At 41.6% G+C, this 23227-nt stretch carries 16 protein-coding genes, 2 tRNA genes, 3 rRNA genes and 1 pseudogene; 9 read left to right on the forward strand and 13 right to left on the reverse strand.

The window, feature by feature from the left end:
• Positions 1 to 198: 198 nt before the first annotated feature.
• From DYI03_RS12165 to DYI03_RS12190, 6 genes and pseudogenes are all read left to right on the forward strand, one after another.
• The gene (locus DYI03_RS12165) at positions 199 to 423 is read left to right on the forward strand and encodes a helix-turn-helix transcriptional regulator (protein WP_004337895.1); all 225 of its coding nucleotides are present in this window, start codon (positions 199 to 201) and stop codon (positions 421 to 423) included.
• Positions 420 to 758, forward strand: a pseudogene (locus DYI03_RS12170) (BRO family protein); the annotation flags it as partial. The gene DYI03_RS12165 and the pseudogene DYI03_RS12170, both read left to right, overlap by 4 nt.
• A 47-nt stretch (positions 759 to 805) precedes the next feature.
• Positions 806 to 2044 (forward strand): DNA cytosine methyltransferase, encoded by a 1239-nt coding sequence (locus DYI03_RS12175; protein ID WP_021668218.1) that lies wholly within the window; start codon positions 806 to 808, stop codon positions 2042 to 2044.
• Positions 2044 to 2760 carry a hypothetical protein gene (locus tag DYI03_RS12180; RefSeq protein WP_021668217.1) on the forward strand — a complete coding sequence of 239 codons (717 nt, stop codon included), beginning with the start codon at positions 2044 to 2046 and terminating at the stop codon, positions 2758 to 2760. Before DYI03_RS12175 ends, DYI03_RS12180 begins: the two co-directional genes overlap by 1 nt.
• Before the next feature lie 2 nt (positions 2761 to 2762).
• Entirely contained in the window at positions 2763 to 4367 is a 1605-nt protein-coding gene (locus DYI03_RS12185; protein WP_244916363.1) for an McrB family protein, read from the forward strand.
• A gap of 13 nt (positions 4368 to 4380) precedes the next feature.
• Positions 4381 to 6570 (forward strand): DUF2357 domain-containing protein, encoded by a 2190-nt coding sequence (locus tag DYI03_RS12190; protein ID WP_021668215.1) that lies wholly within the window; start codon positions 4381 to 4383, stop codon positions 6568 to 6570.
• Between the two features lie 204 nt (positions 6571 to 6774).
• Here DYI03_RS12190 and rrf read toward each other — a convergent pair.
• The 10 genes from rrf to DYI03_RS12240 all read right to left on the reverse strand — a co-directional run bounded on the left by rrf (position 6775) and on the right by DYI03_RS12240 (position 15923).
• A 5S ribosomal RNA gene (gene rrf / locus DYI03_RS12195) occupies positions 6775 to 6887 on the reverse strand.
• Positions 6888 to 7065: 178 nt separating this feature from the next.
• A 23S ribosomal RNA gene (locus tag DYI03_RS12200) occupies positions 7066 to 9972 on the reverse strand.
• Positions 9973 to 10157: 185 nt separating this feature from the next.
• Positions 10158 to 10231, reverse strand: a tRNA-Ala gene (locus tag DYI03_RS12205).
• A 30-nt stretch (positions 10232 to 10261) separates the two neighbouring features.
• A tRNA-Ile gene (locus DYI03_RS12210) sits at positions 10262 to 10335 on the reverse strand.
• A 147-nt stretch (positions 10336 to 10482) separates the two neighbouring features.
• Positions 10483 to 12013, reverse strand: a 16S ribosomal RNA gene (locus DYI03_RS12215).
• Together the 16S, 23S and 5S rRNA genes with 2 tRNA genes alongside form the textbook arrangement of a ribosomal RNA operon.
• A 179-nt stretch (positions 12014 to 12192) precedes the next feature.
• Positions 12193 to 12600, reverse strand: a complete 408-nt coding sequence (locus DYI03_RS12220) for a hypothetical protein (RefSeq protein WP_115367980.1) — start codon at positions 12598 to 12600, stop codon at positions 12193 to 12195.
• A gap of 357 nt (positions 12601 to 12957) precedes the next feature.
• A complete protein-coding gene (locus DYI03_RS12225; protein WP_004355060.1) occupies positions 12958 to 13116 on the reverse strand; it encodes a DUF4295 domain-containing protein in 159 nt (52 codons plus the stop codon).
• 33 nt (positions 13117 to 13149) lie between these two features.
• Positions 13150 to 13338, reverse strand: coding sequence for a 50S ribosomal protein L33 (gene rpmG / locus DYI03_RS12230; protein ID WP_004355063.1), 189 nt, complete (start codon positions 13336 to 13338; stop codon positions 13150 to 13152).
• A 4-nt stretch (positions 13339 to 13342) separates the two neighbouring features.
• The gene (rpmB, locus tag DYI03_RS12235) at positions 13343 to 13606 is read right to left on the reverse strand and encodes a 50S ribosomal protein L28 (protein ID WP_021669819.1); all 264 of its coding nucleotides are present in this window, start codon (positions 13604 to 13606) and stop codon (positions 13343 to 13345) included.
• 559 nt (positions 13607 to 14165) lie between these two features.
• Positions 14166 to 15923: an endonuclease gene (locus tag DYI03_RS12240; protein ID WP_021668141.1), complete on the reverse strand. Its 1758-nt coding sequence runs from the start codon at positions 15921 to 15923 to the stop codon at positions 14166 to 14168.
• Positions 15924 to 16483: 560 nt separating this feature from the next.
• Here DYI03_RS12240 and DYI03_RS12250 point away from each other — a divergent pair.
• On the forward strand, positions 16484 to 17758 hold the full coding sequence (locus DYI03_RS12250; RefSeq protein WP_021668139.1) for an ABC transporter permease: 1275 nt from the start codon (positions 16484 to 16486) through the stop codon (positions 17756 to 17758).
• Between the two features lie 161 nt (positions 17759 to 17919).
• Here the strand turns inward: DYI03_RS12250 and DYI03_RS12255 are convergent, their stop codons facing one another.
• The 3 genes from DYI03_RS12255 to trxA form a co-directional block, all read right to left on the reverse strand.
• On the reverse strand, positions 17920 to 18351 hold the full coding sequence (locus tag DYI03_RS12255; RefSeq protein WP_025064630.1) for a Fur family transcriptional regulator: 432 nt from the start codon (positions 18349 to 18351) through the stop codon (positions 17920 to 17922).
• A gap of 160 nt (positions 18352 to 18511) precedes the next feature.
• Entirely contained in the window at positions 18512 to 18859 is a 348-nt protein-coding gene (locus DYI03_RS12260; RefSeq protein ID WP_021668137.1) for a MarR family winged helix-turn-helix transcriptional regulator, read from the reverse strand.
• 6 nt (positions 18860 to 18865) lie between these two features.
• Positions 18866 to 19339, reverse strand: a complete 474-nt coding sequence (gene trxA, locus DYI03_RS12265) for a thioredoxin (protein ID WP_036858974.1) — start codon at positions 19337 to 19339, stop codon at positions 18866 to 18868.
• Between the two features lie 831 nt (positions 19340 to 20170).
• Between trxA and feoB the strand changes: the two genes are divergently transcribed.
• Positions 20171 to 22639, forward strand: a complete 2469-nt coding sequence (gene feoB, locus DYI03_RS12270) for a ferrous iron transport protein B (protein WP_025064628.1) — start codon at positions 20171 to 20173, stop codon at positions 22637 to 22639.
• Positions 22640 to 22771: 132 nt separating this feature from the next.
• The gene (locus tag DYI03_RS12275) at positions 22772 to 23173 is read left to right on the forward strand and encodes an OsmC family protein (RefSeq protein ID WP_021668130.1); all 402 of its coding nucleotides are present in this window, start codon (positions 22772 to 22774) and stop codon (positions 23171 to 23173) included.
• The last annotated feature ends 54 nt before the right edge of the window (positions 23174 to 23227 follow it).

Genomic DNA, 23227 nt, shown 5'->3' on the forward strand with positions numbered 1-23227 from the left:
ATTCACCTCCTGCATAATCTATCCAAACTCAGCACATTCAATTAGGACAATGGACGTAAGGATTGCACCTTTTCGCCTTTTACCTATGCTTAATAATAGAATTTAATTCATTTTGTTGCAAATAAGCTATAAATTTTATTTAGATTTTCTTTATATAAAGAAATTAGCAGTATCTTTGCCAAGAGAAATGATTACTATATGGCAAGTAAAAATTTAAATAGGCTAAAAGTAGTTCTTGCAGAAAAGCAGCGGACAAACAAATGGTTGGCTGAACAATTAGGTAAAGACCAAACAACCATATCAAAATGGTGCACCAATTCAAGTCAGCCTGATTTAGGTAATCTAATGCAGATTGCCAAAATATTAGACGTGGAACTGACCGACTTAGTGCGGTTCGAAGAATTCAAGAACGAAACAAAATGAAAAAAGAAGAAATACAAGCATTGTTCTCTCAGTTTGAACAAGTGTCATGCGCTCTCAATGATGTAGAATGTTGGAGTGCAAGAGATTTGTGTTCTCTGTTAGGATATAAACTTTGGCAAAATTTCACAAAGGTAATAAACAAAGCCAAAGAAGCGTGTGTAAATGTAGGACAAAATGTAGAAGACCATTTTATTGACGTCAATAAAATGGTTGTTATCGGTTCTGGTGCTGAGCGTCAGATAGATGACATTATGCTAACACGCTATGCTTGCTACCTTGTCGCTCAAAATGGCGACCCTCGTAAACCACAAATCGCATTTGCACAAACCAATTTTTTGCCGGTAGTGAGAGATAAATTTAAAGATTGGGCTGAATAATAATAATGGTAAAAAAAAGGCAATATACATTTATAGACTTATTCGCAGGCTGTGGTGGCTTGTCTGAAGGCTTTTTGGAATCTGGACATTTTAAGGGATTGGCTCATATAGAATGGGAATATCCTATGGTACAGACTCTGCGAAATCGCCTTGTCAAAAAATGGAATGAAACCTGTGAGCAAGCACAAAAGAGGGTAATCCTTTTTGACATTCAAAGAACTGATGAATTACTATATGGCAATTGGACACAAGAATCCATAAAACAATATGCAAAGTATAATTCGGAAGAAACTCAAAAGGGATTAAAACATATGCTTAATGAAAAGACTATTGATTTAATAATTGGAGGTCCTCCTTGTCAAGCATATTCTATTCACGGACGAGCAACTGACAAAAACTCTATGCAAGATGACTATAGAAATTATTTGTTTGAGAGTTTTGTTAAAGTTGTGGATGAAATAAAACCAAAAGCTTTTATCTTCGAAAACGTGACAGGTATGCTAAGTGCAAAACCAGGAGGAAAACCTGTTGTTGAGCGTATTTATAAAGCTGTTACAGATATAGGATATTTAATTCTAAGCCCTGATAAATTCAAAGAAGCTGTTTATAATGCATATGATTTTTCTGTGCCACAAAACAGGAAGAGGGTTATATTATGTGGTGTTAAGATAGATTCAGATTTCTCGATAGAGAAATTCTATAAGGCTTTATCAAAGAATAAGAGTTCAAAACATTATACAGTAAGAGATGCAATAGGCAATCTCCCTCCTATTTATCCTATGGACAAAATAGAAAAGGTTAAAGGAAAAAATGTTTCTCATTATGCTACAGATAGCTCCGATATATTTCATATGCCACGGCATTGTAGTTCTCGGGACATCAATGTATTTCGAGAATGGATTGCAAATGATATGAATAAATGTTCTCAAAAAGAGGCTATAGATTTCTATGAAAAGGTTACAGAAAAAAAAACCTTGTATCGGAAATATAGAAATTTAGAGTGGAACAAACCTTCTCCAACTGTAGTAGCTCATCTACAAAAGGATGGATTTATGTTCATCCATCCAGATATTAAACAAGCAAGATTTATAACAATACGAGAGGCTGCAATGTTGATGTCTTTTCCAAAGGATTTTGAGTTTATTGGAAATAAGGCATATTGCTATAAAATGATAGGTAATGCAGTGCCTGTCAATTTTGCAAAAGCAATAGCAGAATCTATATATACGGTAATTAGTCAATAATGGCAAATATATTAATAGCATGTGAAGAAAGCCAAGCAATATGTAAAGCTTTCAGAGAAAAAGGACATAATGCGTACAGTTGTGATATTTTGGAATGCAGCGGTGGACATCCAGAATGGCATTTTATGCAAGATGTTTTATTGGTAATTCCAAATCATGGTGGAAAATTAGAAAATGGGGAGGAATATTTTTTGCCAAATGGTGAAGAATGGGACTTGATGATAGCTCATCCACCTTGTACATATTTATCTGTAAGTGGTGCTCGATGGCTATACCATCCAGATGATGCAGATTTGCCTATAGATCAACGAAGGGAGCATCCACATCATTTAGGTAGAAGAAAGATGAAAACGGAAGCAGAAGAGTTCTTTATGCAATTTACAAAAACGAACGTAAAGCGTTGGGCTATCGAAAACCCTGTAGGTTGCATGAATACAGTTTATCGTAAGCCAGACCAAATTGTTCAACCTTTTTGGTTTGGCGATTCCGCTTCCAAAAAGACTTGTTTATGGCTACACAATCTTCCGCCATTGGTGCCAACGGACATAGTTGACCCGGGTGAGCGTGTCGTACTGTCAAGTGGGCGTTCTTTGCCCAAGTGGTATTCTGATTCTTTTAACACCAAAATATCTACAGAAGAAAGAAGAAGGCTTAGAAGTAAAACATTCCCTGGTTTTGCCAAAGCTGTGGCAGAACAATGGGGCAAATTATTATAAATATGAATGCAAATTCTTTAAAGACACAACGTTTTAGAGCTAATGATTTAGTTGATAATGGTGGCAAACAATTCGAAATGGGCAAAGGTTGGTGTCAAGAGTTCTTTGAAATAGATAATTCTATTGAAGAGATAACTTTACAATTAACCTTTAAGGCTTTGAGTAATTCTCAACAATCCCTTGATAATACTAAAATTGAACTTAAATTGTCAGACGTCAATACTCGTGGTGATAGAAAAGCTTATGCAAATGGAGAAAATGGTCATTCGCAGATAAAAGACTTCTTTATCAACAAATTACATTTAACCACATCTAATCTGACAGATTATTTTGCTCTATACAAAAAGAATTCAAAAGAATATAACTTGTATTATGTTCCTAAGTTGTTATATGACAACTTTATTTGTTTGTTTAACAATGGATTAGAAATATCCTACCAAGAAAATTCTCGAAAAGGATTTGACTTAGCAGATTCTATATATAATTATTATCGCCCCTATATCACCGCCATCAAGTCCAAACCTTTTCTCCTGCTTGCCGGAATATCCGGAACAGGTAAAAGCCGAATAGTACGAGAGCTGGCAAGAGCATGTTGGGAAGAAGGCACAGATGAATATAAGGCACAAAAGCCAAAGAACTTCCAGATGGTGCAGGTGAAGCCAAATTGGCATGACTCAAGTGACTTGATTGGTTATGTGAGCCGTGTCAGTGGAAAGGCGGAGTTCGTGGCAGGTGAGTTCTTGAAATTCATCGCCAAAGCATGGGAAGATGTGGAAACTCCATATTTCCTGTGCTTGGACGAGATGAACCTTGCACCAGTAGAGCAATACTTTGCAGAATATCTAAGCGTGATAGAGTCTCGCAAGAGCCATGAGGAGGGTACCGTAACAACCGACCCAATTCTTGAGAAATCAGCAGAAGATTGGTATAGGGTGCTTACAAGTGAACTGACGAATGAAGACAATGTGCGTAATCGTTTCTTGGAAGAAGGTATCTGCATTCCTCAAAACCTCATAGTTGTGGGTACGGTGAATATGGACGAGACAACTTTCTCGTTCTCTCGCAAGGTGCTCGATCGTGCCATGACTATTGAAATGAACGAGGTGGATTTGTATGGCGGTCTGACCAAACGTCACGAAAGTATCGGCAAGTTGGATAATGCAGAACTTGTCGGCTCTGCCGTGGAAGGCGTGGATATTTACAACGACAACACCGATGTTTGCGACATTGCACTTCGCTATCTGCAAAAGATAAATGACGTATTGGAAGGTACTCCATTCAAGATAGCCTACCGCACCCGTAACGAGTTTCTGCTCTATGTGGTGAACAACTTGCCGTATTGCAAAGACGAAAACGGCAATGATTTGGAGCAAGGCTATGTCATAGCTCGTGCCTTGGACGAGATTACCAGCATGAAAGTTTTATCGCGCATTGAGGGTGACGACACAAAAGTTAGCGACAATTTCCTTGATAGTTTAAGCAAGACTGTCGAAGAAGGATTGAAGGCAGTATCGGGAGAGGAGAATATTGTCAAATCCATATCTTTGGCGAAACTGAAGGAGATGAAAGATAAACTTGTTTCGGGTTACACAAGTTTTTGGAGCTAAGAAGAGAATACTGATGGAACTGTTGACTATTGAGCATAATGATTTCACAATGATTGTCGAATGTACGAAATTCGACGACATTTGGAAAAATGCCAAGAACAACGTTGGAGAAGAAAAGCTCTACTCCACTTACTCTTGGTCGGAAGGTGTCGTGTCTGTAAAACGTGCATTGAATGCCGACCATGAAATAGACATTGAGCAGGGCGTTCCTACCCCCGCCACATTTTTCGACAATGCCGACTATCCCATTTGGATAGAGTTCAAAGACTATGTGAAAGACGCTCAGTTTGGTTCCATCTTGCAAAACGACAACGACCGTTTCTCCTTTCGTCGCCACATCTTGGCTGGTTTCATCAACTACAAGAATGAGATAGGACGAAGCGAGATACAGATTATATATAAGGCAGAGAAAGAGATAAGAACCTTCCGTTTCGGTTTTGAAGTTCTGAGTACGAAACTCGACTATCACGAACATTGGCGCGCAATCGTGGAGGATATAGAGCGAGAATACCGCATGTTGTCGTTGGACTATATGCGTCGCACGTTTCATGGTTTCTCGCCCGACCAAAACGGCGAGCATCCCGATATAGTCTGGTGGAGCGTGTTTGAGGGAGAACAACAGAAATTCATAAAAGCCTGCAAAAGCATCATTGACCGACCTCGCCACAGACTTCACGGTGAGGAGGTGTATCTGAGGGCGGACAAACTGAAGCAAACTCCCCATAACATAGAGAACAGACTGGCAGAACATCGCAAAGAGCCAACCTACCTATATCGTGTGGAGCAACATATACTATCGAACGACACGCAAGAGAACCGCTTCTTGAAATTTGCACTTCATCAGATAAGCAAGCGGTATGAGGATCTGCGCCAACGCATTGAGGCGGTAAAGACAGCTTCGGACACGATGAAGGCTGCCATGCTTACAACCTCAGAAACATTGAAACGACTACAGCATCATCCTTTCTTCAGAACAATAGGAAGGTTCAAGGGAATAAGCCAAGAGAGCATGGTACTGCAAAAGGCAGTGGGCTATAGCCAAGTGTACCGTACTTGGAACTTGCTTAGAAGAGCCTATTCGCTGAATGACGGTTTGTATCGCTTGCAGACAAAGGATATAGCAACGCTCTATGAGATATGGTGTTTCATTGAGGTGAGCCATATCGTAAAGGCACAACTGCATCTTGACAACGAAGACGTAGAACATCGCAACCGTATGGAGATGAACGGCGTGTTTTCATGGGAACTTGGCAAAGGCGAGCATTCACGCATATTGTTCCGCAAAGATGGCGTGGAGTTGGCAGAATTGGTATATAACCCAAAGAACGCCGACAAGGAAAACGACAATGTGGGCATGAAAGACCTGGTTGTGCCGACCGTGCCGCAGAAACCAGACATCGTGTTGCAGCTCACCAAGAACGATTTGCAGCAAGGCATGAAGATGACCTATCTCTTTGATGCGAAATATCGCATAGACAGCAAGGACAAGGGCGTGGATGTACCGCCGGAGGATGCCATCAACCAGATGCACCGCTATCGTGACGCCATATACTATAAAGACTATGACGCTAATACGTTGAAAAAAGAAGTCATTGGCGGATACATCCTCTTCCCCGGTTATGGTGAGCCAAACGATGTGGCGGTGTCGAAGTTCTATAAAACCATCAAGGAAGTGAATATCGGTGCTTTTCCTCTTCGTCCTAAGGATGTAGAGAACAGAAAACTTTTGGAGAATTTCATTGATGAACTTATACATACCAAATCATACGAAACCATTGCTCATGTCATACCGCAAAAGGGTGCGTATGTGGAGGTAGGCAACCGTGTACTTATTGGATTGGTAAAAGAGGACAATAGGTTGTTTCAAGCATTTATGGACGGAACTGCGACCTTGTATTATTCAGGAAAACAGTTCCCAACAACCATCGCCCTGCAAGACCTTCACTTCTTTATGCCTTATACCAAAGGGCATGGAGTGCGTGATGTGTACGAGATTGTCAAAGTACGAACCATTACGAGCAAAGAAGCAAAGCTATCGGATAAAGATGATACGGAAAGTAAGGCTCTACGTTTGGCTTTTGAACTGCGGTATGTGCGCAAGCAATATGCAGATTTTCAGTCTATTGATGCAAGTAAATGGGTAGGCTACACGTTTATTGATACGACTTTTGACAAGTTGGATGAATGTGTGGTGACAGATTGATTGTAAATCAAAATTACGACAAATGGAAAAGGTATATACATGTAAAAATATTAAGAAATAAACTAATCAGACAATATATACCGAAAAAGGATTCATTTGAACATTATACAGAAAAGAGAATTATGTCGATACCACAGTAAAACTTTGAACTATACCAACAAAAAAAAAGCCCCGACTACTTATTGTAATCGAGGCTTTAATGAAAAAAGGCAGCTACCTACTCTCCCACATTGCATTGCAGTACCATCGGCGCAATTGGGCTTAACTTCTCTGTTCGAAATGGGAAGAGGTGGAACCCCAACGCAATAACCACCTGATTAAATCGGCAAGAATAAATCTAATAAATCATAATTATCAAATCTATCTCGTATAGGTGACAATTTCCACAAGCAATAACTTTATCAGTAAATCTAAATATTTAGCTTTTATGATTTACAAATTCTTTACTATATGAATCAGATTCCTAATTCGATACAACTAAAAGTATAATCCAACGAATGAAAGTTTTGGGCAATTAGTAGTGCTCGGCTTTGACATCGCTGTCTTTACACCTACACCCTATCAACGTCATAGTCTATGACGACCCTTATAAGGAGTTCTAATCTTGCGGAAGGCTTCGCACTTAGATGCTTTCAGCGCTTATCCATACCAGACTCAGATACCCGGCGGTGCACCTGGCGGCACAACCGGTAAACCGGAGGTCTGTCCACCACGGTCCTCTCGTACTAGTGGCGGCACCACGCAAAACTCCAACGCCCACGATAGATAGAGACCGAACTGTCTCACGACGTTCTGAACCCAGCTCGCGTGCCACTTTAATGGGCGAACAGCCCAACCCTTGGGACCTTCTCCAGCCCCAGGATGTGACGAGCCGACATCGAGGTGCCAAACCACCCCGTCGATATGAGCTCTTGGGGGGGATCAGCCTGTTATCCCCGGAGTACCTTTTATCCTTTGAGCGATGCAGTTTCCATACACTTGCACCGGATCACTATGCCCCAGTTTCCTGCCTGCTCGGCATGTCTGCCTCCCAGTCAAGCACCCTTATGCCATTGCACTCTATAAGGTCGGTTACCAATCGACCTGAGGGTACCTTTGGAAGCCTCCGTTACGCTTTTGGAGGCGACCACCCCAGTCAAACTACCCACCAAACAATGTCCTCACTTAAAGCGAGTTAGACCTCAGACAGCCAAAGGGCCGTATTTCAAGGATGGCTCCACAGATACTGGCGTACCCGCTTCAAAGCCTCCGGCCTATCCTACACATCGGATGACCAAGGTCAATGCTAAGCTGTAGTAAAGGTTCACGGGGTCTTTTCGTCCCATCGCGGGTAATCGGCATCTTCACCGATACTACAATTTCACTGAGCTCATGGTTGAGACAGCGTCCAGATCATTACACCATTCGTGCAGGTCGGAACTTACCCGACAAGGAATTTCGCTACCTTAGGACCGTTATAGTTACGGCCGCCGTTTACTGGGGCTTCAATTCAAACCTTCGGGATAACCCTAAGCTCTCCTCTTAACCTTCCAGCACCGGGCAGGTGTCAGGCTGTATACATCATCTCTCGAGTTAGCACAGCCCTGTGTTTTTGTTAAACAGTTGCCTGGACCGATTCTCTGCGCCTCCTTAAACTAATAAGGAGGACCCCTTATCCCGAAGTTACGGGGTCAATTTGCCTAGTTCCTTAACCATGAATCTCTCAACGCCTTAGTATGTTCTACCCGACTACGTGTGTCCGTTTGCGGTACGGGTTGCATAAACATAATCGTAGCGGATTTTCTAGGAAGTATGATTACCTGTACTATCAACAGTTTCCGAAGAAACTATTGTACTATAAATCTTCAGCTCAAGGTGTGGATTTGCCTGCACCTATCAATGCCTAAAATCGTTAACGCCCATTTCCGTCAGGGCGCGACAGTGTCACTACTCCGTCTCCACGTAGATGAATATGCAAGTCACGGAATATTAACCGTGTCTGCCATCGCTATCGCCATTCGGCTGAAACTTAGGACCCGACTAACCCCGGGCTGATTGGCATAGCCCGGGAAACCTTAGTCTTACGGCGAGGGGGAATCTTACCCCCTTTATCGTTACTTATACCTACATTTGCGTTTCTATACGCTCCAGGATCAATCACCATCACCATTCAACGCATATAGAATGCTCCCCTACCGATACTTTTTTTAATACTATCCCGCGCCTTCGGTATCTGACTTCATACCCGATTATTATCCATGCCCGGACCCTCGACTAGTGAGCTGTTACGCACTCTTTGAATGAATGGCTGCTTCCAAGCCAACATCCTAGCTGTCACGGGGACTAGACTTCGTTAGACTAACTTAGACAGAATTTGGGGACCTTAGACGACGGTCAGGATTCTTCTCCTCTCGGGGACGGACCTTAGCACCCGCCCCCTTACTGCACAACTACTAACCAATAGCATTCGGAGTTCGTCAGGTCTCGATAGGCGGTGAAGCCCTCTTGACCTATCGGTCGCTCTACCTCTAATGGTAAACATTGCACGCGGCACCTAAATGCCTTTCGGGGAGTACGAGCTATCTCCAAGTTTGATTGGCCTTTCACTCCTACACTCAACTCATCGGGAAGCTTTTCAACGCTTATCCGTGCGGTCCTCCATTCCGTGTTACCGGAACTTCAACCTGGTCAAGTGTAGATCACTTGGTTTCGCGTCTACCCCATCCAACTAAACGCCCTATTCAGGCTCGCTTTCACTACGGATACAAGGCTTAACCTCTTAACCTTGCTGGACATGGTAACTCGTAGGTTCATTATGCAAAAGGCACGCCGTCACATAAATAATATGCTCCGACCGCTTGTAGGCGTATGGTTTCAGGAACTATTTCACTCTCCTAATAGGAGTGCTTTTCACCTTTCCCTCACGGTACTGGTTCACTATCGGTCTCACGGGAGTATTTAGCCTTACCGGATGGTCCCGGCTGATTCACGCAGAATTACTCGTGCTCCGCGCTACTCAGGATACCACTACGCCTTAATTGGTTTCGAATACGGGACTATCACCCTCTATGGAAATCCTTTCCAGAATTTTCTTCTCACCGCATAAGTACGATAGCGTGGTCCTACAACCCCTATGGCGCATTGCTACGTCATAGGTTTGGGCTGTTCCCCGTTCGCTCGCCACTACTAGGGGAATCATTAAATTATTTTCTCTTCCTACAGGTACTAAGATGTTTCAGTTCCCTGCGTTCGCCTCCTAACCTAAATGCTAGGATAACACTCCTTCAAAGTGCTGGGTTGTCCCATTCGGAAATCCTTGGATAAAAGGTTATTTGCACCTACCCAAGGCTTATCGCAGCTTATCACGTCCTTCATCGCCTCCGTGAGCCTAGGCATCCGCCATACGCCCTTAATTACTTTCTATTCGCTGCTTCAATAAAAATATAAATATTCTCATCAAAGCATAGCTCATACTTTTAGCTGTATATTGAAATCGTAAAAGTTAAATTACAAAAAATCGTAATTACTGTTTTAGTTTACTTTACAGTCTTGCTTGTGTCAATATGTCAAAGAACTCTATGCAAACATTATAAAATGTTTTGCAAAAGTGGAGAATAACGGATTCGAACCGTTGACCCCCTGCTTGCAAAGCAGGTGCTCTAGCCAACTGAGCTAATCCCCCGAAAAGATGAAGTGAACACTCTATCAAGTGTAGTCCCAGGCAGACTTGAACTGCCGACCTCCACATTATCAGTGTGGCGCTCTAACCAACTGAGCTATAGGACTGAGTTGGGTATGAGCCGAGTGGCTTCTACCGTGGCTTCCTTCATTTCTCTATTTTAGTAAACAAAGATGCCAGTACAAGAGAGAAACAAAACTTATCAAAAGTATGATGTCTTATCTCACAACTTCCAAGGTATCTATCCTCTCCAGAAAGGAGGTGTTCCAGCCGCACCTTCCGGTACGGCTACCTTGTTACGACTTAGCCCCAATTACCAGTTTTGCCCTAGGTCGCTCCTTGCGGTTACGAACTTCAGGCACCCCCGGCTTTCATGGCTTGACGGGCGGTGTGTACAAGGCCCGGGAACGTATTCACCGCGCCATGGCTGATGCGCGATTACTAGCGAATCCAGCTTCGTGAGGTCGGGTTGCAGACCTCAGTCCGAACTGGGACCGGCTTTAAAGATTAGATTACATTTACATGAAACCAACATTCTGTACCGGCCATTGTAACACGTGTGTAGCCCCGGACGTAAGGGCCGTGCTGATTTGACGTCATCCCCACCTTCCTCACACCTTACGGTGGCAGTATCCTCAGAGTGCCCAGCATTACCTGATGGCAACTAAGGAAAGGGGTTGCGCTCGTTATGGCACTTAAGCCGACACCTCACGGCACGAGCTGACGACAACCATGCAGCACCTTCATAGGAGTCCCGAAGGACCTCAACATCTCTGTATCGTGCTCCTACAATTCAAGCCCGGGTAAGGTTCCTCGCGTATCATCGAATTAAACCACATGTTCCTCCGCTTGTGCGGGCCCCCGTCAATTCCTTTGAGTTTCACCGTTGCCGGCGTACTCCCCAGGTGGGATGCTTAATGCTTTCGCTTAGCCGCTAACACCAGGTGCTAACAGCGGGCATCCATCGTTTACTGTGCGGACTACCAGGGTATCTAATCCTGTTCGATACCCGCACCTTCGAGCTTAAGCGTCAGTAACACTCCCGTAAGCTGCCTTCGCAATCGGAGTTCTTCATGATATCTAAGCATTTCACCGCTACACCATGAATTCCGCCTACGTTGTGTGTACTCAAGTCAGCCAGTTCGCGCTGCAAGTCAGATGTTGAGCATCTACATTTCACAACACGCTTAACCAACCGCCTACACTCCCTTTAAACCCAATAAATCCGGATAACGCCTGGACCTTCCGTATTACCGCGGCTGCTGGCACGGAATTAGCCGGTCCTTATTCGAATGGTACATGCAAAACATTACACGTAATGTCGATTATTCCCAAACAAAAGCAGTTTACAACCCATAGGGCCGTCATCCTGCACGCTACTTGGCTGGTTCAGACTCTCGTCCATTGACCAATATTCCTCACTGCTGCCTCCCGTAGGAGTTTGGACCGTGTCTCAGTTCCAATGTGGGGGACCTTCCTCTCAGAACCCCTACTGATCGTGGCCTTGGTGAGCCGTTACCTCACCAACAAGCTAATCAGACGCATCCCCATCCTATACCGATAAATCTTTAATTCAAATCAGATGTCATCAATGAATATCATTGGGTATTAGTCCGTCTTTCAACGGGTTATCCCCAAGTAAAGGGCAGGTTGGATACGCGTTACTCACCCGTGCGCCGGTCGACGTCCAAAGTGTGCAAGCACTCTTTGCCGTTTCCCCTCGACTTGCATGTGTTAAGCCTATAGCTAGCGTTCATCCTGAGCCAGGATCAAACTCTCCATTGTAAAATCTCTTTATAGAAAGTATTTCAAAACAATTAAAATAATCGCTAAGAAATAAATTTGTATCTCTGCTCGGGATAAATATCCTTTATTGAAAGTATCAAGTTTAAAACACCACTTTAAGATTTATAAAAATCCTAAGAATTGATAGGTTCGTTTCTATTACCCATCTACCACATTAATTAAAACGCAGCAGATGACTCTTGTACTACTTCTCTGTCTATGTAAATCTTTTCAAAGAACGCTTTCTTAATTGCTTTCGTATTTTTAGTGCGAAAGCGTGTGCAAAGGTATAACATTTTCTGATACGCTCCAAATTTTTCCGAAACTTTTTTTGAAAAAAGATGATTTTTTATTTTAAATGCGCCCATTTGGCACGAAAAAAGCCTATTTCTGCTGTTCAAAAATAGGCTCTTTTGAGTTTTCGTTTTTTCTTTTATGAAGGAGAAAATTATTTCTTTTACGCCAGCATCAGCCAATACGCTTAGATAGCCATTGTAGCGCAATGATACCAAAGCACCTTTCTTAATACAAAGCGGTTCGGGCAGTTCAAAACTTGTCCATTGGTTATCTTTATTGGCAATACCCACCTTTTCGTAAAGTATTTTATTAGTTCTTTTTCAAAGTGAGATTTCTCGCCACGACTATATTTAAATTTCGCTTTGCTCATTTATATAGTTCGTGTGGCTTAACGAAATCGTTCTTTTTCAAGTGCAAAATAGCTGCTTTCTGGCAAGTTATGATACTTTGTAGGGGCGTGATTTATCACGTTCCTAATACGCTAAAATTTGCGGAGAGGAACGTGATAAATCACGCCCCTACAAAGTATCATTGCTCGAAATCGTTCATTTTTTCGTTAACGAATGAATCTATTAAGACTAAAAAAGGATATAGCCAACTTTGATTGTTGCTATATCCTTTTATAATTGTGAAAAAACTTCTATTGATTATTTCTTAAAGAAGTCTTTAACGGCTTCATTAGGAACCATTTTTTCATCAAATGTGTAAGCGCCAGTCTTTGGGCTCTTTACCATTTTAATTACTTTTGTGTATGCGCGACCATCCGTTGAACCTTCATGGAGGGTAGCGACCGCTTTCTTTGCCATAGTCTATTTTTTAAATTTAACTATTAAACGTGCTTACTTAATCTCCTTGTGAAGAGTCATCTTCTTCAAAATCGGATTGTACTTCATGAGTTCAAGACGCTCTGCAGTATTCTTACGATTCTTTGTTGTGATATAACGGCTTGTACCTGGCATACCGCTACTCTTCATTTCTGTGCATTCGAGAATGACTTGCACTCTATTTCCTTTAGCTTTCTTTGCCATGATATTAGTCTCCTAACACTTTAATATCCTTCCAGTCTACATAACCTTTGGATACGGCTTGCTTCAACGCTGCGTCGAGGCCTACCTTGTTAATTAAACGAAGACCAGCTGCGCTAATCTTCAATGAAATCCAGCAACCTTCTTCTACATAGTAGAATTTTTTGCTGAAGAGGTTTACATCAAAGCTGCGCTTTGTGCGATGCTTTGAGTGAGACACATTGCAACCTATTTGTGCCTTCTTTCCTGTGATTTGACAAATCTTAGACATTTCTATCTGTAGTTTTGTAATTCGTTAATTGATACCTATTCCAAACAGGGTGCAAAATTACAAAAATATTCTAAATAAACAAAGGAAAATGCAAGATAATCAATTGATTTAATGTTTTTTTTGATAAAAAGAGCCGTTCAAACGGTATTATGCGCTGAACGGCTTTACTTTCTTTTGAATGGTTTTATGCTTTTTTAGGGCATAAAACTATTCGTGATTGTCGTTTTTTCTTATCAGAAGAATGGTAGTTTTTATTTTTCAAAGTGCGATTTCTCGCCACGAGCATGTACAAATTTCGTTTCACTCTTTTGCATGCTTCGTGTGGCTTACGAAATCGTTCTCTTTTAGAGTGCAAAATAGCTGCTTTCTGGCAAGTTATGATACTTTGTAGGGGCGTGATTTATCACGTTCCTCTCCGCAAATTTTAGTATATTAGGAACGTGATAAATCACGCCCCTACAAAGTTTCATTGCTCGAAAGGTGCGATTTCTCGCCACGAGCATGTACAAATTTCGCTTTGCTCATTTATATAGTTCGCGTGGCTTAACGAAATCGTTTTTTATTTTACTACGAATTTCTTTCCGTTCTTGATGTAAATGCCTGGTTGAAGTTTTGTATTCTTTGGCATTTGTACTCCTTGCAGATTGTAGATAATGTTGTTTTCTACTTTCTTTGTGGTGCTAACATTTTCTATTCCTGCTGTTCCTGCTTTCCCTTCTTGGTAAAGCATTGGATAAATGTCTTTTGCAGAAGGAGTTTCGTAGCACCCAAAGCTCTTATATTGAACAGAGTATTGCATTGTTTTTTTTGTTGCTACTGATTGAATTGTGTAGGTACCATCTGTTCTTGGTTCTATTTTCCACACTGCTGCCTCATCTTCTGTTTTTACGGTTGCAATGGTTTTATAACCTGCATTTTGAGAAAGATACTTTCCGTTGTTATCTTGTATCTTAAATCCGCCTGCTACTGCCGTAAATGTGTAAGCTAAGGTTTCATTTTGTTGAACAATAACGTTTTTCGTTTCTGTTACATCTGCTGGTTCAGGGTAGCCATATTCCTTATTAAGTGGTTTCATGGCTTTGAGTCCATTGTTATTAATGACGATAAGATATTTTTTTCCGTCTTGTGGTTGGGCAGTAATCTTACTGAAAATATATGAATTTTGTTCAGTCGCAATCGTGTAAACAGCTGTTGCTATGCTACTTTGCTTATCTCCATTGATTGCAATAGCGCGCACAGTGGTCGTTGTTTCTATTTTAAATTCTCCTTTGTATGGAGTGCTTTGTGCATTTGGATTGCTGCCATCGAGGGTGTAATAGATTTTAGCTCCCGCTGTCTTGCAGGCTATTTTCACGGTTAGAGGCGCAGTGTAAGTGCCTGCGCTTGGTGTAAATTCAGGAGCGTAGACGTCTGGAGCTTTTTCGTTAAGATAAACCGTGTGATAGCGTTCATCGTTATCTGCCGATGAAATAGAAGTATTAGGATTGAACGCTACATTTACGCTATCTCCCCACACATATTCAGCCAAATAAGGGTAATCGATGTAAAGATTACGATTCTTTTGTCTTTCATAAGCAGCGTTATTGCGGTCTATTTCTACTTTATCTACCTTGTCTTCCTTCGACCATTTTCTATAAAGGTCTTGCGCCCATTGACGCAACGATGGGTATTGACCATCCTCCATAGTTTGCAATCCTGTCTTTACCCAATGGTAATCGGCGTATGTGGTTGCCATGTACATATAACTGCGACTAAATTCGCCTTTAAATTCTTCGCCTGGCTCCCACATCATCACATTTTGTTTGTTGCCAGCATTGCCACTACCAATCTTCGTAAAGCCTTCACCAGCGTATGTATTGGTAACATGCTTTACTTCACCCATTGGATAATTATTTTTATAGGTATTGGTTTTTTCATCACATGGGTAAAGATTGAATAAATCTCTGTAACCTTCTATTTTTGCTCCACCCCACCAACTCTTAGGGAAAGAGTGTTCAATGTTCATGCCCGAAATGCTTGCGCCACGATTTCCAAAGTTGAATTTAAAATGACTGTAACGATTTCTACATTCGTTTGTTTCTGGAATGCGGTCAGTGTCATAGAAACCGTCCCATGTGGCATTCATTCCTGAACCATATTGCAACGTTCGAAGATTTTTTCTTGCCAAATCGAAGAGAGCTTTTTTCAGTTCTCTACCTTTCAAACCTTGCAACGAAGCTGCATATTTCTTTAAATCTTGATGATTAATAGCTTGGGACGAAACGCTAAAACTAAGGAATAAAGCACATAAAGTTGTCCTGAGTAAAAATTTCTTCATATTTTTAATTAATTAGATAAAATTCATCATGCTGCAAAGTTAAAGAATTGTTGTTTGAAAACAAAATTATTTTCCCTAAAATAACAATTTGCTGCTTTTTAAGATTGTTTCTGATTGCCCAGTTGCTAATATTCCCACCTTATAATATTATTGTTGAACGATTTCGTTAAGCCACACGAAGCATGCAAAAGATATTGCAAGCGAGAACAAAGAAAGTTTACTTTCAATTTGTCGAGTGCAGCTATATCTTATCCAAAGAGCAAAGCGAAATTTGTACATGCTCGTGGCGAGAAATCGCACTTTAAAAAAGAACAGAAGAACTATTAGAAAAAGCACAATCTATTTTCTTGAAATATTCTGTCGCTATTTGTAAAAATGTTCCTATCTTTGCATAAGATATAACTACATTCGGCAATGCGTAGGGGCGTGATTTATCACGTTCCTAATAAATAAATCATACGCAAGTTGTTAGGAACGTGGTGAACCACGCCCCTACAAGGAAACATAAATGCTAGAACAGTGGCAACCCTGCTCAGTGAATAATTACAACGTACGAAAAAATGAAGAAAAAAAAGACACTTCATCTTAAAGAAAATATTGGTAACAACTTGATAACTTCAATTTGTTACATCTGGTGGATTGAAATGAAGAATACTATCAAGGACGAAGGTATGCTCATTTTCTTCATTCTCGTGCCGTTGGTCTACCCCCTACTCTACTCGTGGATTTACAATAACGAGGTGGTGCGCGAGATTCCTGTGGTAATTATCGACCAATCGCATTCGGCTACGTCGCGCGAATTTATACGAATGTTCGATGCTGCACCCGATGTTCAGGTGGCTTACTATTGCAATAATCTTTCTGAAGCACAAAATATCATTGCCCAACAAAAAGCAAATGGCGTGTTGTTCTTCCCTGAAGATTTTGAACGCACCTTGAACCGAGGCGAGCAAGCCCATGTGAGCGTTTATTGTAACATGAGTCTGATGTTGGCTTACAAGGCGATTTACCAAACGTCGATGGCGGTGTCTATGGAAATGGGAAAAGAACGGTTGAAAGATTCGCCCTTAAATATTACGGTGCGTGACGAAGAAATTGGGACAGAACCCATGGTTATTGCCGAAGAACCTATTTTTAATACAACGGGGGGGTATGGAAATTCTATTCTTCCTGGCGTGTTAATCCTTATTTTACAGCAGACTTTGTTGTTGGGCATTGGGCTTTCGGCAGGTACGGCACGCGAAAACAATCGTTATCAAGACCTTGTTCCGATTAGTAAGCACCACAATGGAATTTTGAAAATCGTATTGGGCAAGTCGCTTTGCTACCTGATGATTTACAGTGTCATGGCAGCTTATGTCCTCTTGGCAGTGCCTCGTTTCTTTAATTTCACGATGTTGGCCCAACCACTCGACCTTTTTAAACTTCTTTTGCCTTATCTTTTAGCGGTTATTTTCTTTGGTATGACGCTATCGTGTCTTGTGCGCTATCGTGAAAACGTGTTGTTGCTCATCGTTTTTACCTCTGTTCCTTTCTTATTTCTGTCGGGAATTAGTTGGCCGCAAAGCAATATTCCGAGTGAGTGGGAAAGTGTTTCGTGGCTCATTCCTTCTACCTTTGGCATTCGTGGCTTCAGTCGTATGGCTTCAATGGGTGCGAATATCGCCGATGTGAAAACGGAAGTATTGGGTCTTTGGATACAAGCTACCTTGTATTTTGGTGTTACTTGCATTGTTTATCGCAGCCAAATCATTCGCGCTCGCAAGCATGCCGTTGCACAACTCGTGGGTATGAAGGAGAAAATACAATGCGAAAGGGAAAAAAGAAAGGCTTAAAGAGAATTGTTTTTTTTAGTTTTTCCTAAGGGGGAGTTTTTTCTAGGAGTTCTAGGGGTTCTAGGGTTTCTAGGATTCCTAGTTCTCCTAGGATTCCTAGTTCTCCTAGTTTTCCTCAAAAAAAAACGCAATGCGTTTTTATCGGCATTGCGTTATTCGCTTTATGATACCTTTTCTGATTTTGGTTGCTTCTCCAAACAAGCTGGACAAACGCCTTTATAATAGAGCTGGGCATCATCTATTTGGAAACCGCCGAGTGTTTTTGATTGTGCCACAGGAGGTTGCATATCAAATAAGTCGTAAACTTTGCCACATTCTTTGCAACAAAAATGTGCGTGGGGGGTTGTATTACCATCGTAGCAAACACGATGCTCGTCAATGGTAATCATGAGGGCGCCTCCTTTTTCAGAGAACATTCTCAATGTGTTGTAAATTGTTGTCTTACTGACAGTTGGTATTTTCGCCCTAAGGTCGTTGTAAACCTCATCAATCGTAGGGTGCGTAAAATGAGTTTGTAAATATCTCATAATTTCTATGCGCTGCAATGATGGGCGAATACCACATTCTATAAGTTTCTGATAAGCAGGATCCATGTACATATTGCTTGTATTTTTGTTTTTGTGGTTGCAAAAATACACATTTTACCGAGAACGCACAAATAAAAGACTTGAAATATTTCCAAAAAAGCCTTTATTTTTACAAAAAAATATACTGAAATAGGTGCTATTTTCGTGTAAATATGAAGTTTTGTTTTTAAATTTTCATAATCGAAAATCCTTCAAAATTCTCATTATTTATTTTTTCAATCAACATTTGTCCTGCTTTTGTGATTTGGCATTGCTGACAACGGCTGTCGTGCGAGCATGCTTTCCGCTCAATGCACCCCTTGCGTTCGAGCGATGCGATGACTTTCGATGCGTTGGAACGTGTTAAGTTCATGTAGTTGGCTATTTCGCCAGCCAATAAACAGCCTCTCTCGCTGAGCAAACAGAGCAACATTAACTCGTTGATGTTCAATGAAAAGCGTTCGTCCAAGATGCGTTCAAAATCTACGACCGCCCGAAACAATTGGTGAATTTTACGTATACACAGGTTGTCCATTCGTTTTTATTTCAAAAGAAGTTCCTTAATGCCGCGTTCTATCTCTGCGCGTGGCTGTGCGCCTACTGCGATAGTTGGCTGACCATTTTTAGGAATGAAGAGCAAGGTTGGGATTGACTGAATACTAAACAACGCTGATAATTCTTCATTTTTATCGACATCTACTTTATAGACATCAATTTTCCCTTCATATTCTGCTGCCAATTCTTCCAAGATAGGTGCTGTGGCTTTGCAAGGACCGCACCATGTAGCGTAAAAGTCTATGATAGCTGGCTTGTCGCCACGATAGTCCCACTTTCCGCCGTTCTTTTTATAATCAACAATTTTCTCTGAGAACATTGCCTCGTTCATTTCTATCACTTTCATCTTTTTTACCTTTTTAGTTTCTTCAGTTTCCTGCTTCTTTTTATTATTTTCTTTTTTGTTAGCCTGAGCGCAACTCATCATCGCAAGCGACAAGGTTGCTAATGCTAATACCATACTTTTTTTCATCTCTCTCTTTAACTTTCATTACCCTATATATATATAAGGTGGGGGGTTGAGTGCCAATTTTCGAAATTATAATAATTCCGTCTGTTATCTGAATATTGTTTCCGTTGGAAACTTTTGCAAAAATAGAGCATTGTTTTTGATAAAACAAATTTCCAATGGAAAATAATGCTATTTCTAACAGATTTTAACATATATCAATTGAAATTGTTTTAAATATGTAAGAAATATTATTTTTATGGAGTACAGATACATTAAACGCCAAAAGTGCCTATTTTAAGGTGTCAAAGTGCCTATTTTATGAGCCAAAATAGCCTATATGAAAGTTTTTCTCCTCTTTTTCTCCATTTTACATTAAATTGTATCGTAAATTGTTTGGTTTTTCGCAAACTTAATAACTTCCTAACAACTACAAGTAGCCTTTAAAAGTAGGTAGAACAGTGGCAGACATGCAAAAAAGTAATACCTATATGTGGGTATTTTTCAAAACTTTGGTTAAAGGACTGATGACGTCCGCTTTATTTTTTATATATTTGCAGACAAAGGCACGATTTCGTTAAGCTAAACGCAGCGTACAAGATATTGCAAAACGAGCGCAATGCAAACTTGTTTCCCTTGTAGGGGCGTGATTTATCATGTTCCTATAAGCAGGCAAATATTCGTTTTTGATGTTAGGAACGTGATAAATCACGCCCCTACGACAAAAATTCCGCCCCTACACCGATTTGCTGACAATCGCTACATATTGTCGAGTGCAGCTATACAAAGCGAAATTCGTACATGCTTGTGGAGAGAAATTGCACTTTAAAAAAAGAGAAAGAGATGAAATTATCAGAGCTGAAGACGGGAGAAAAAGGCATCATTGTCAAAGTTTCAGGACATGGCGGCTTCAGAAAACGCATCATAGAAATGGGGTTTATCAACGGAAAGGAAGTTGAAGTTTTGCTCAACGCTCCGTTGCAAGACCCCGTGAAATACCGCATTATGGGCTATGAGGTGAGCCTCCGACGCAGCGAAGCGAGCTTGATAGAAATAATGGCGGTGGAGGCGAACTATTTTAATAAAAAAAACGAACCCTACAACCCTGCCATTGAGGTGGAACCCGATTCCAACGAGGCAAAACTATCGCCCAAAGAGGCAGTGGCAGCAGCCAAAAGACAACGAAAAACCATTCGGGTGGCATTGGTAGGCAACCCGAATTGCGGCAAAACATCATTGTTTAATTTTGCTTCGGGAGCGCACGAAAGAGTGGGAAACTACTCAGGCGTTACGGTTGATGCGAAATATGGATATGCCACGTTTGAAGACTATCAAATAGAGATGGTCGATTTGCCTGGCACTTACAGCCTTTCTGCCTACTCGCCAGAAGAATTATACGTCAGAAAACAGTTGGTGGAGCATACGCCCGACATCGTTATCAATGTCATTGATGCCGCAAATTTGGAACGAAATCTTTACCTTACCACACAGCTCATCGACATGAACCTCCCAATGGTGTGCGCCCTGAACATGTTTGACGAAACCCAACAACGAGGCGACCACATTGACCACAAACGATTGAGCCAACTTTTTGGCGTTCCCATGATTCCTACCGTATTCAAAAATGGCAAAGGAGTCAACGATTTGTTTGAAACAATCGTACAAAATTATGAAGGAAAGGAGGGCAAACACCCTACCTACCGACACATTCACATCAACCACGGACACGAAATAGAAAACGGAATTGCCGAAATTCAAGCCCATTTGAAGCACGAATTGGACATACGACAGAAATTTTCCACACGCTATTTGGCTATAAAACTATTGGAAAACGACCGACAAACGCGTGAATTGGTGGAAACTTTCCCCGATGCAAACGAGATTTTCAACCACCGAGACGAAACTGCCAAACGAGTGAAAGAAGAAACTTTGAAGGACAGCGAAACGGCTATCATGGACGCAAAGTATGGATTTATACATGGCGCACTCAAAGAAGCAGGCTACCGAGAAGGCAAGGCAAAAGATGTTTACAGCATGACGCATGCGGTGGACAACTTATTAACACACAAATACTTAGGTTTTCCGCTCTTCTTCCTCTTCCTTTACATCATGTTTACAACCACGTTCACACTCGGACAATATCCGATGGACTGGATAGACATGGGCATAGCCCAACTTTCGCAAATGGTGAGCAACCTTCTACCCGATGGTCCTGTGAAGGCAATGATAGTAGACGGAGCCATTGCAGGCGTGGGGGCGGTCATTGTTTTCCTACCGCAAATCCTCATTCTCTACTTTTTCATATCCTACATGGAAGACTGCGGCTACATGGCGCGCGCTGCTTTCATCATGGACAGACTGATGCACAAAATGGGACTGCACGGAAAATCGTTCATACCACTCATTATGGGCTTCGGTTGCAACGTGCCTGCCATTATGGCAACCCGAACCATCGAAAGCAGACGCTCACGACTCATCACCATGTTAGTATTGCCAATGATGAGTTGCTCGGCACGACTCCCTATTTACATCATGATGACGGGCGCATTCTTTACCGCTGAATATCGCTCGTGGGTGATGTTGTCCTTATATATAATAGGTATCATCATGGCAATCCTATTGGCACGATTGTTCTCGAAAACCATTGTAAAAGGCGAAGACACACCTTTCGTTATGGAACTCCCACCCTATCGCTTTCCAACATGGAAGGCCATTGGGCGACATACATGGGAAAAAGGAAAACAATATCTCAAAAAAATGGGAGGAATCATTCTCGTTGCATCAATCATTGTCTGGGCATTAGGCTATTTTCCAATGGCTGACGACCCTAAAATGACCCCACAACAGCAGCAAGAACAAAGCTATATAGGAAGAATTGGCAAGACCATAGAACCCCTTTTTCGTGCGCAAGGCTTCGATTGGCGATTAGATGTAGGACTTTTGGCTGGCACAGGCGCAAAAGAAATTGTCGCTTCCACCATGGGCGTACTCTATGCCAACAACGATTCCTTCAACAAGGATACAGAATACAACAACGAAGGGGGAAAATATAATCTGTTCCAACAACAATTAACAAAAGATATTGCCACACGAAACAATATCTCTTACGACCAAGCACGACCACTGGCAACCCTCACCGCCTATAGTTTTCTGCTCTTCGTCTTGCTCTATTTCCCTTGCGTAGCCACCATTGCAGCCATCAAAGGAGAAACAGGAAGTTGGAAATGGGCACTCTTTTTAGGCCTCTATACCACCACCGTGGCATGGATAATAAGTGCGATTGTTTTTCAAATTGGGCGACTCTTTCTTTGATTATTGGAATTATTTCAATATATTTGCAACCATGAACGAAAGGAATGCTATTTGTTGAAAGAACAAAGTCTTCACGTTCGTACATAAAAGCGTAAAAAAATCAGAATAACAAATCAATAAAAAAAGAAAACAATGGAAAAATCAATCGTAAAAAGTGTCGGTAAATACCGCATGGAAGCAACATACGAAAAGTCAGGACAAACACTTTCAACCGACCCAGGTAAGGAATCAGGCGGCTTAGGCGAATATGCCACACCAGTAGACATCATGGCACAATCGTTGGCAGCATGCTCGCTGACAACTATTTCCATGCGTGCTGCAAGAGAAAACATCGACCTCACAGGTGCGTATGCAGTGGTAGGCGAAATCGTTGAAGACCCTGCAACCATGACAGTTACAAAGATAAACATCGAATTTCACGTCAAAGGTGTAGACGAAAGCCTTCGCAAAAAGTTGGAAACCTTTGCCCACAAAGGCTGCTATGTAGGCAATACCCTCACTTGCGAAAAGAATTTCACTTTCGTTTGGGAATAATCTGACGGGTCTGACAAGTCTGACAAGTCCAATAAGTCCGACAAGTCTGACGAG

This window comes from Prevotella disiens (assembly GCF_900454955.1).
Taxonomy (GTDB): domain Bacteria; phylum Bacteroidota; class Bacteroidia; order Bacteroidales; family Bacteroidaceae; genus Prevotella; species Prevotella disiens.

Bases quoted from the DNA above. Each gene is read 5' to 3' on its own strand.
- DYI03_RS12165 (WP_004337895.1), top strand. From the start codon at position 199: ATGGCAAGTAAAAATTTAAATAGGCTAAAAGTAGTTCTTGCAGAAAAG.
- DYI03_RS12175 (WP_021668218.1), top strand. From the start codon at position 806: ATGGTAAAAAAAAGGCAATATACATTTATAGACTTATTCGCAGGCTGT.
- DYI03_RS12180 (WP_021668217.1), top strand. From the start codon at position 2,044: ATGGCAAATATATTAATAGCATGTGAAGAAAGCCAAGCAATATGTAAA.
- DYI03_RS12185 (WP_244916363.1), top strand. From the start codon at position 2,763: ATGAATGCAAATTCTTTAAAGACACAACGTTTTAGAGCTAATGATTTA.
- DYI03_RS12190 (WP_021668215.1), top strand. From the start codon at position 4,381: ATGGAACTGTTGACTATTGAGCATAATGATTTCACAATGATTGTCGAA.
- DYI03_RS12225 (WP_004355060.1), bottom strand. From the start codon at position 13,116: ATGGCAAAGAAAGCGGTCGCTACCCTCCATGAAGGTTCAACGGATGGT.
- rpmG (WP_004355063.1), bottom strand. From the start codon at position 13,338: ATGGCAAAGAAAGCTAAAGGAAATAGAGTGCAAGTCATTCTCGAATGC.
- rpmB (WP_021669819.1), bottom strand. From the start codon at position 13,606: ATGTCTAAGATTTGTCAAATCACAGGAAAGAAGGCACAAATAGGTTGC.
- DYI03_RS12240 (WP_021668141.1), bottom strand. From the start codon at position 15,923: ATGAAGAAATTTTTACTCAGGACAACTTTATGTGCTTTATTCCTTAGT.
- DYI03_RS12250 (WP_021668139.1), top strand. From the start codon at position 16,484: ATGAAGAAAAAAAAGACACTTCATCTTAAAGAAAATATTGGTAACAAC.
- DYI03_RS12255 (WP_025064630.1), bottom strand. From the start codon at position 18,351: ATGGATCCTGCTTATCAGAAACTTATAGAATGTGGTATTCGCCCATCA.
- DYI03_RS12260 (WP_021668137.1), bottom strand. From the start codon at position 18,859: ATGGACAACCTGTGTATACGTAAAATTCACCAATTGTTTCGGGCGGTC.
- trxA (WP_036858974.1), bottom strand. From the start codon at position 19,339: ATGGTATTAGCATTAGCAACCTTGTCGCTTGCGATGATGAGTTGCGCT.
- feoB (WP_025064628.1), top strand. From the start codon at position 20,171: ATGAAATTATCAGAGCTGAAGACGGGAGAAAAAGGCATCATTGTCAAA.
- DYI03_RS12275 (WP_021668130.1), top strand. From the start codon at position 22,772: ATGGAAAAATCAATCGTAAAAAGTGTCGGTAAATACCGCATGGAAGCA.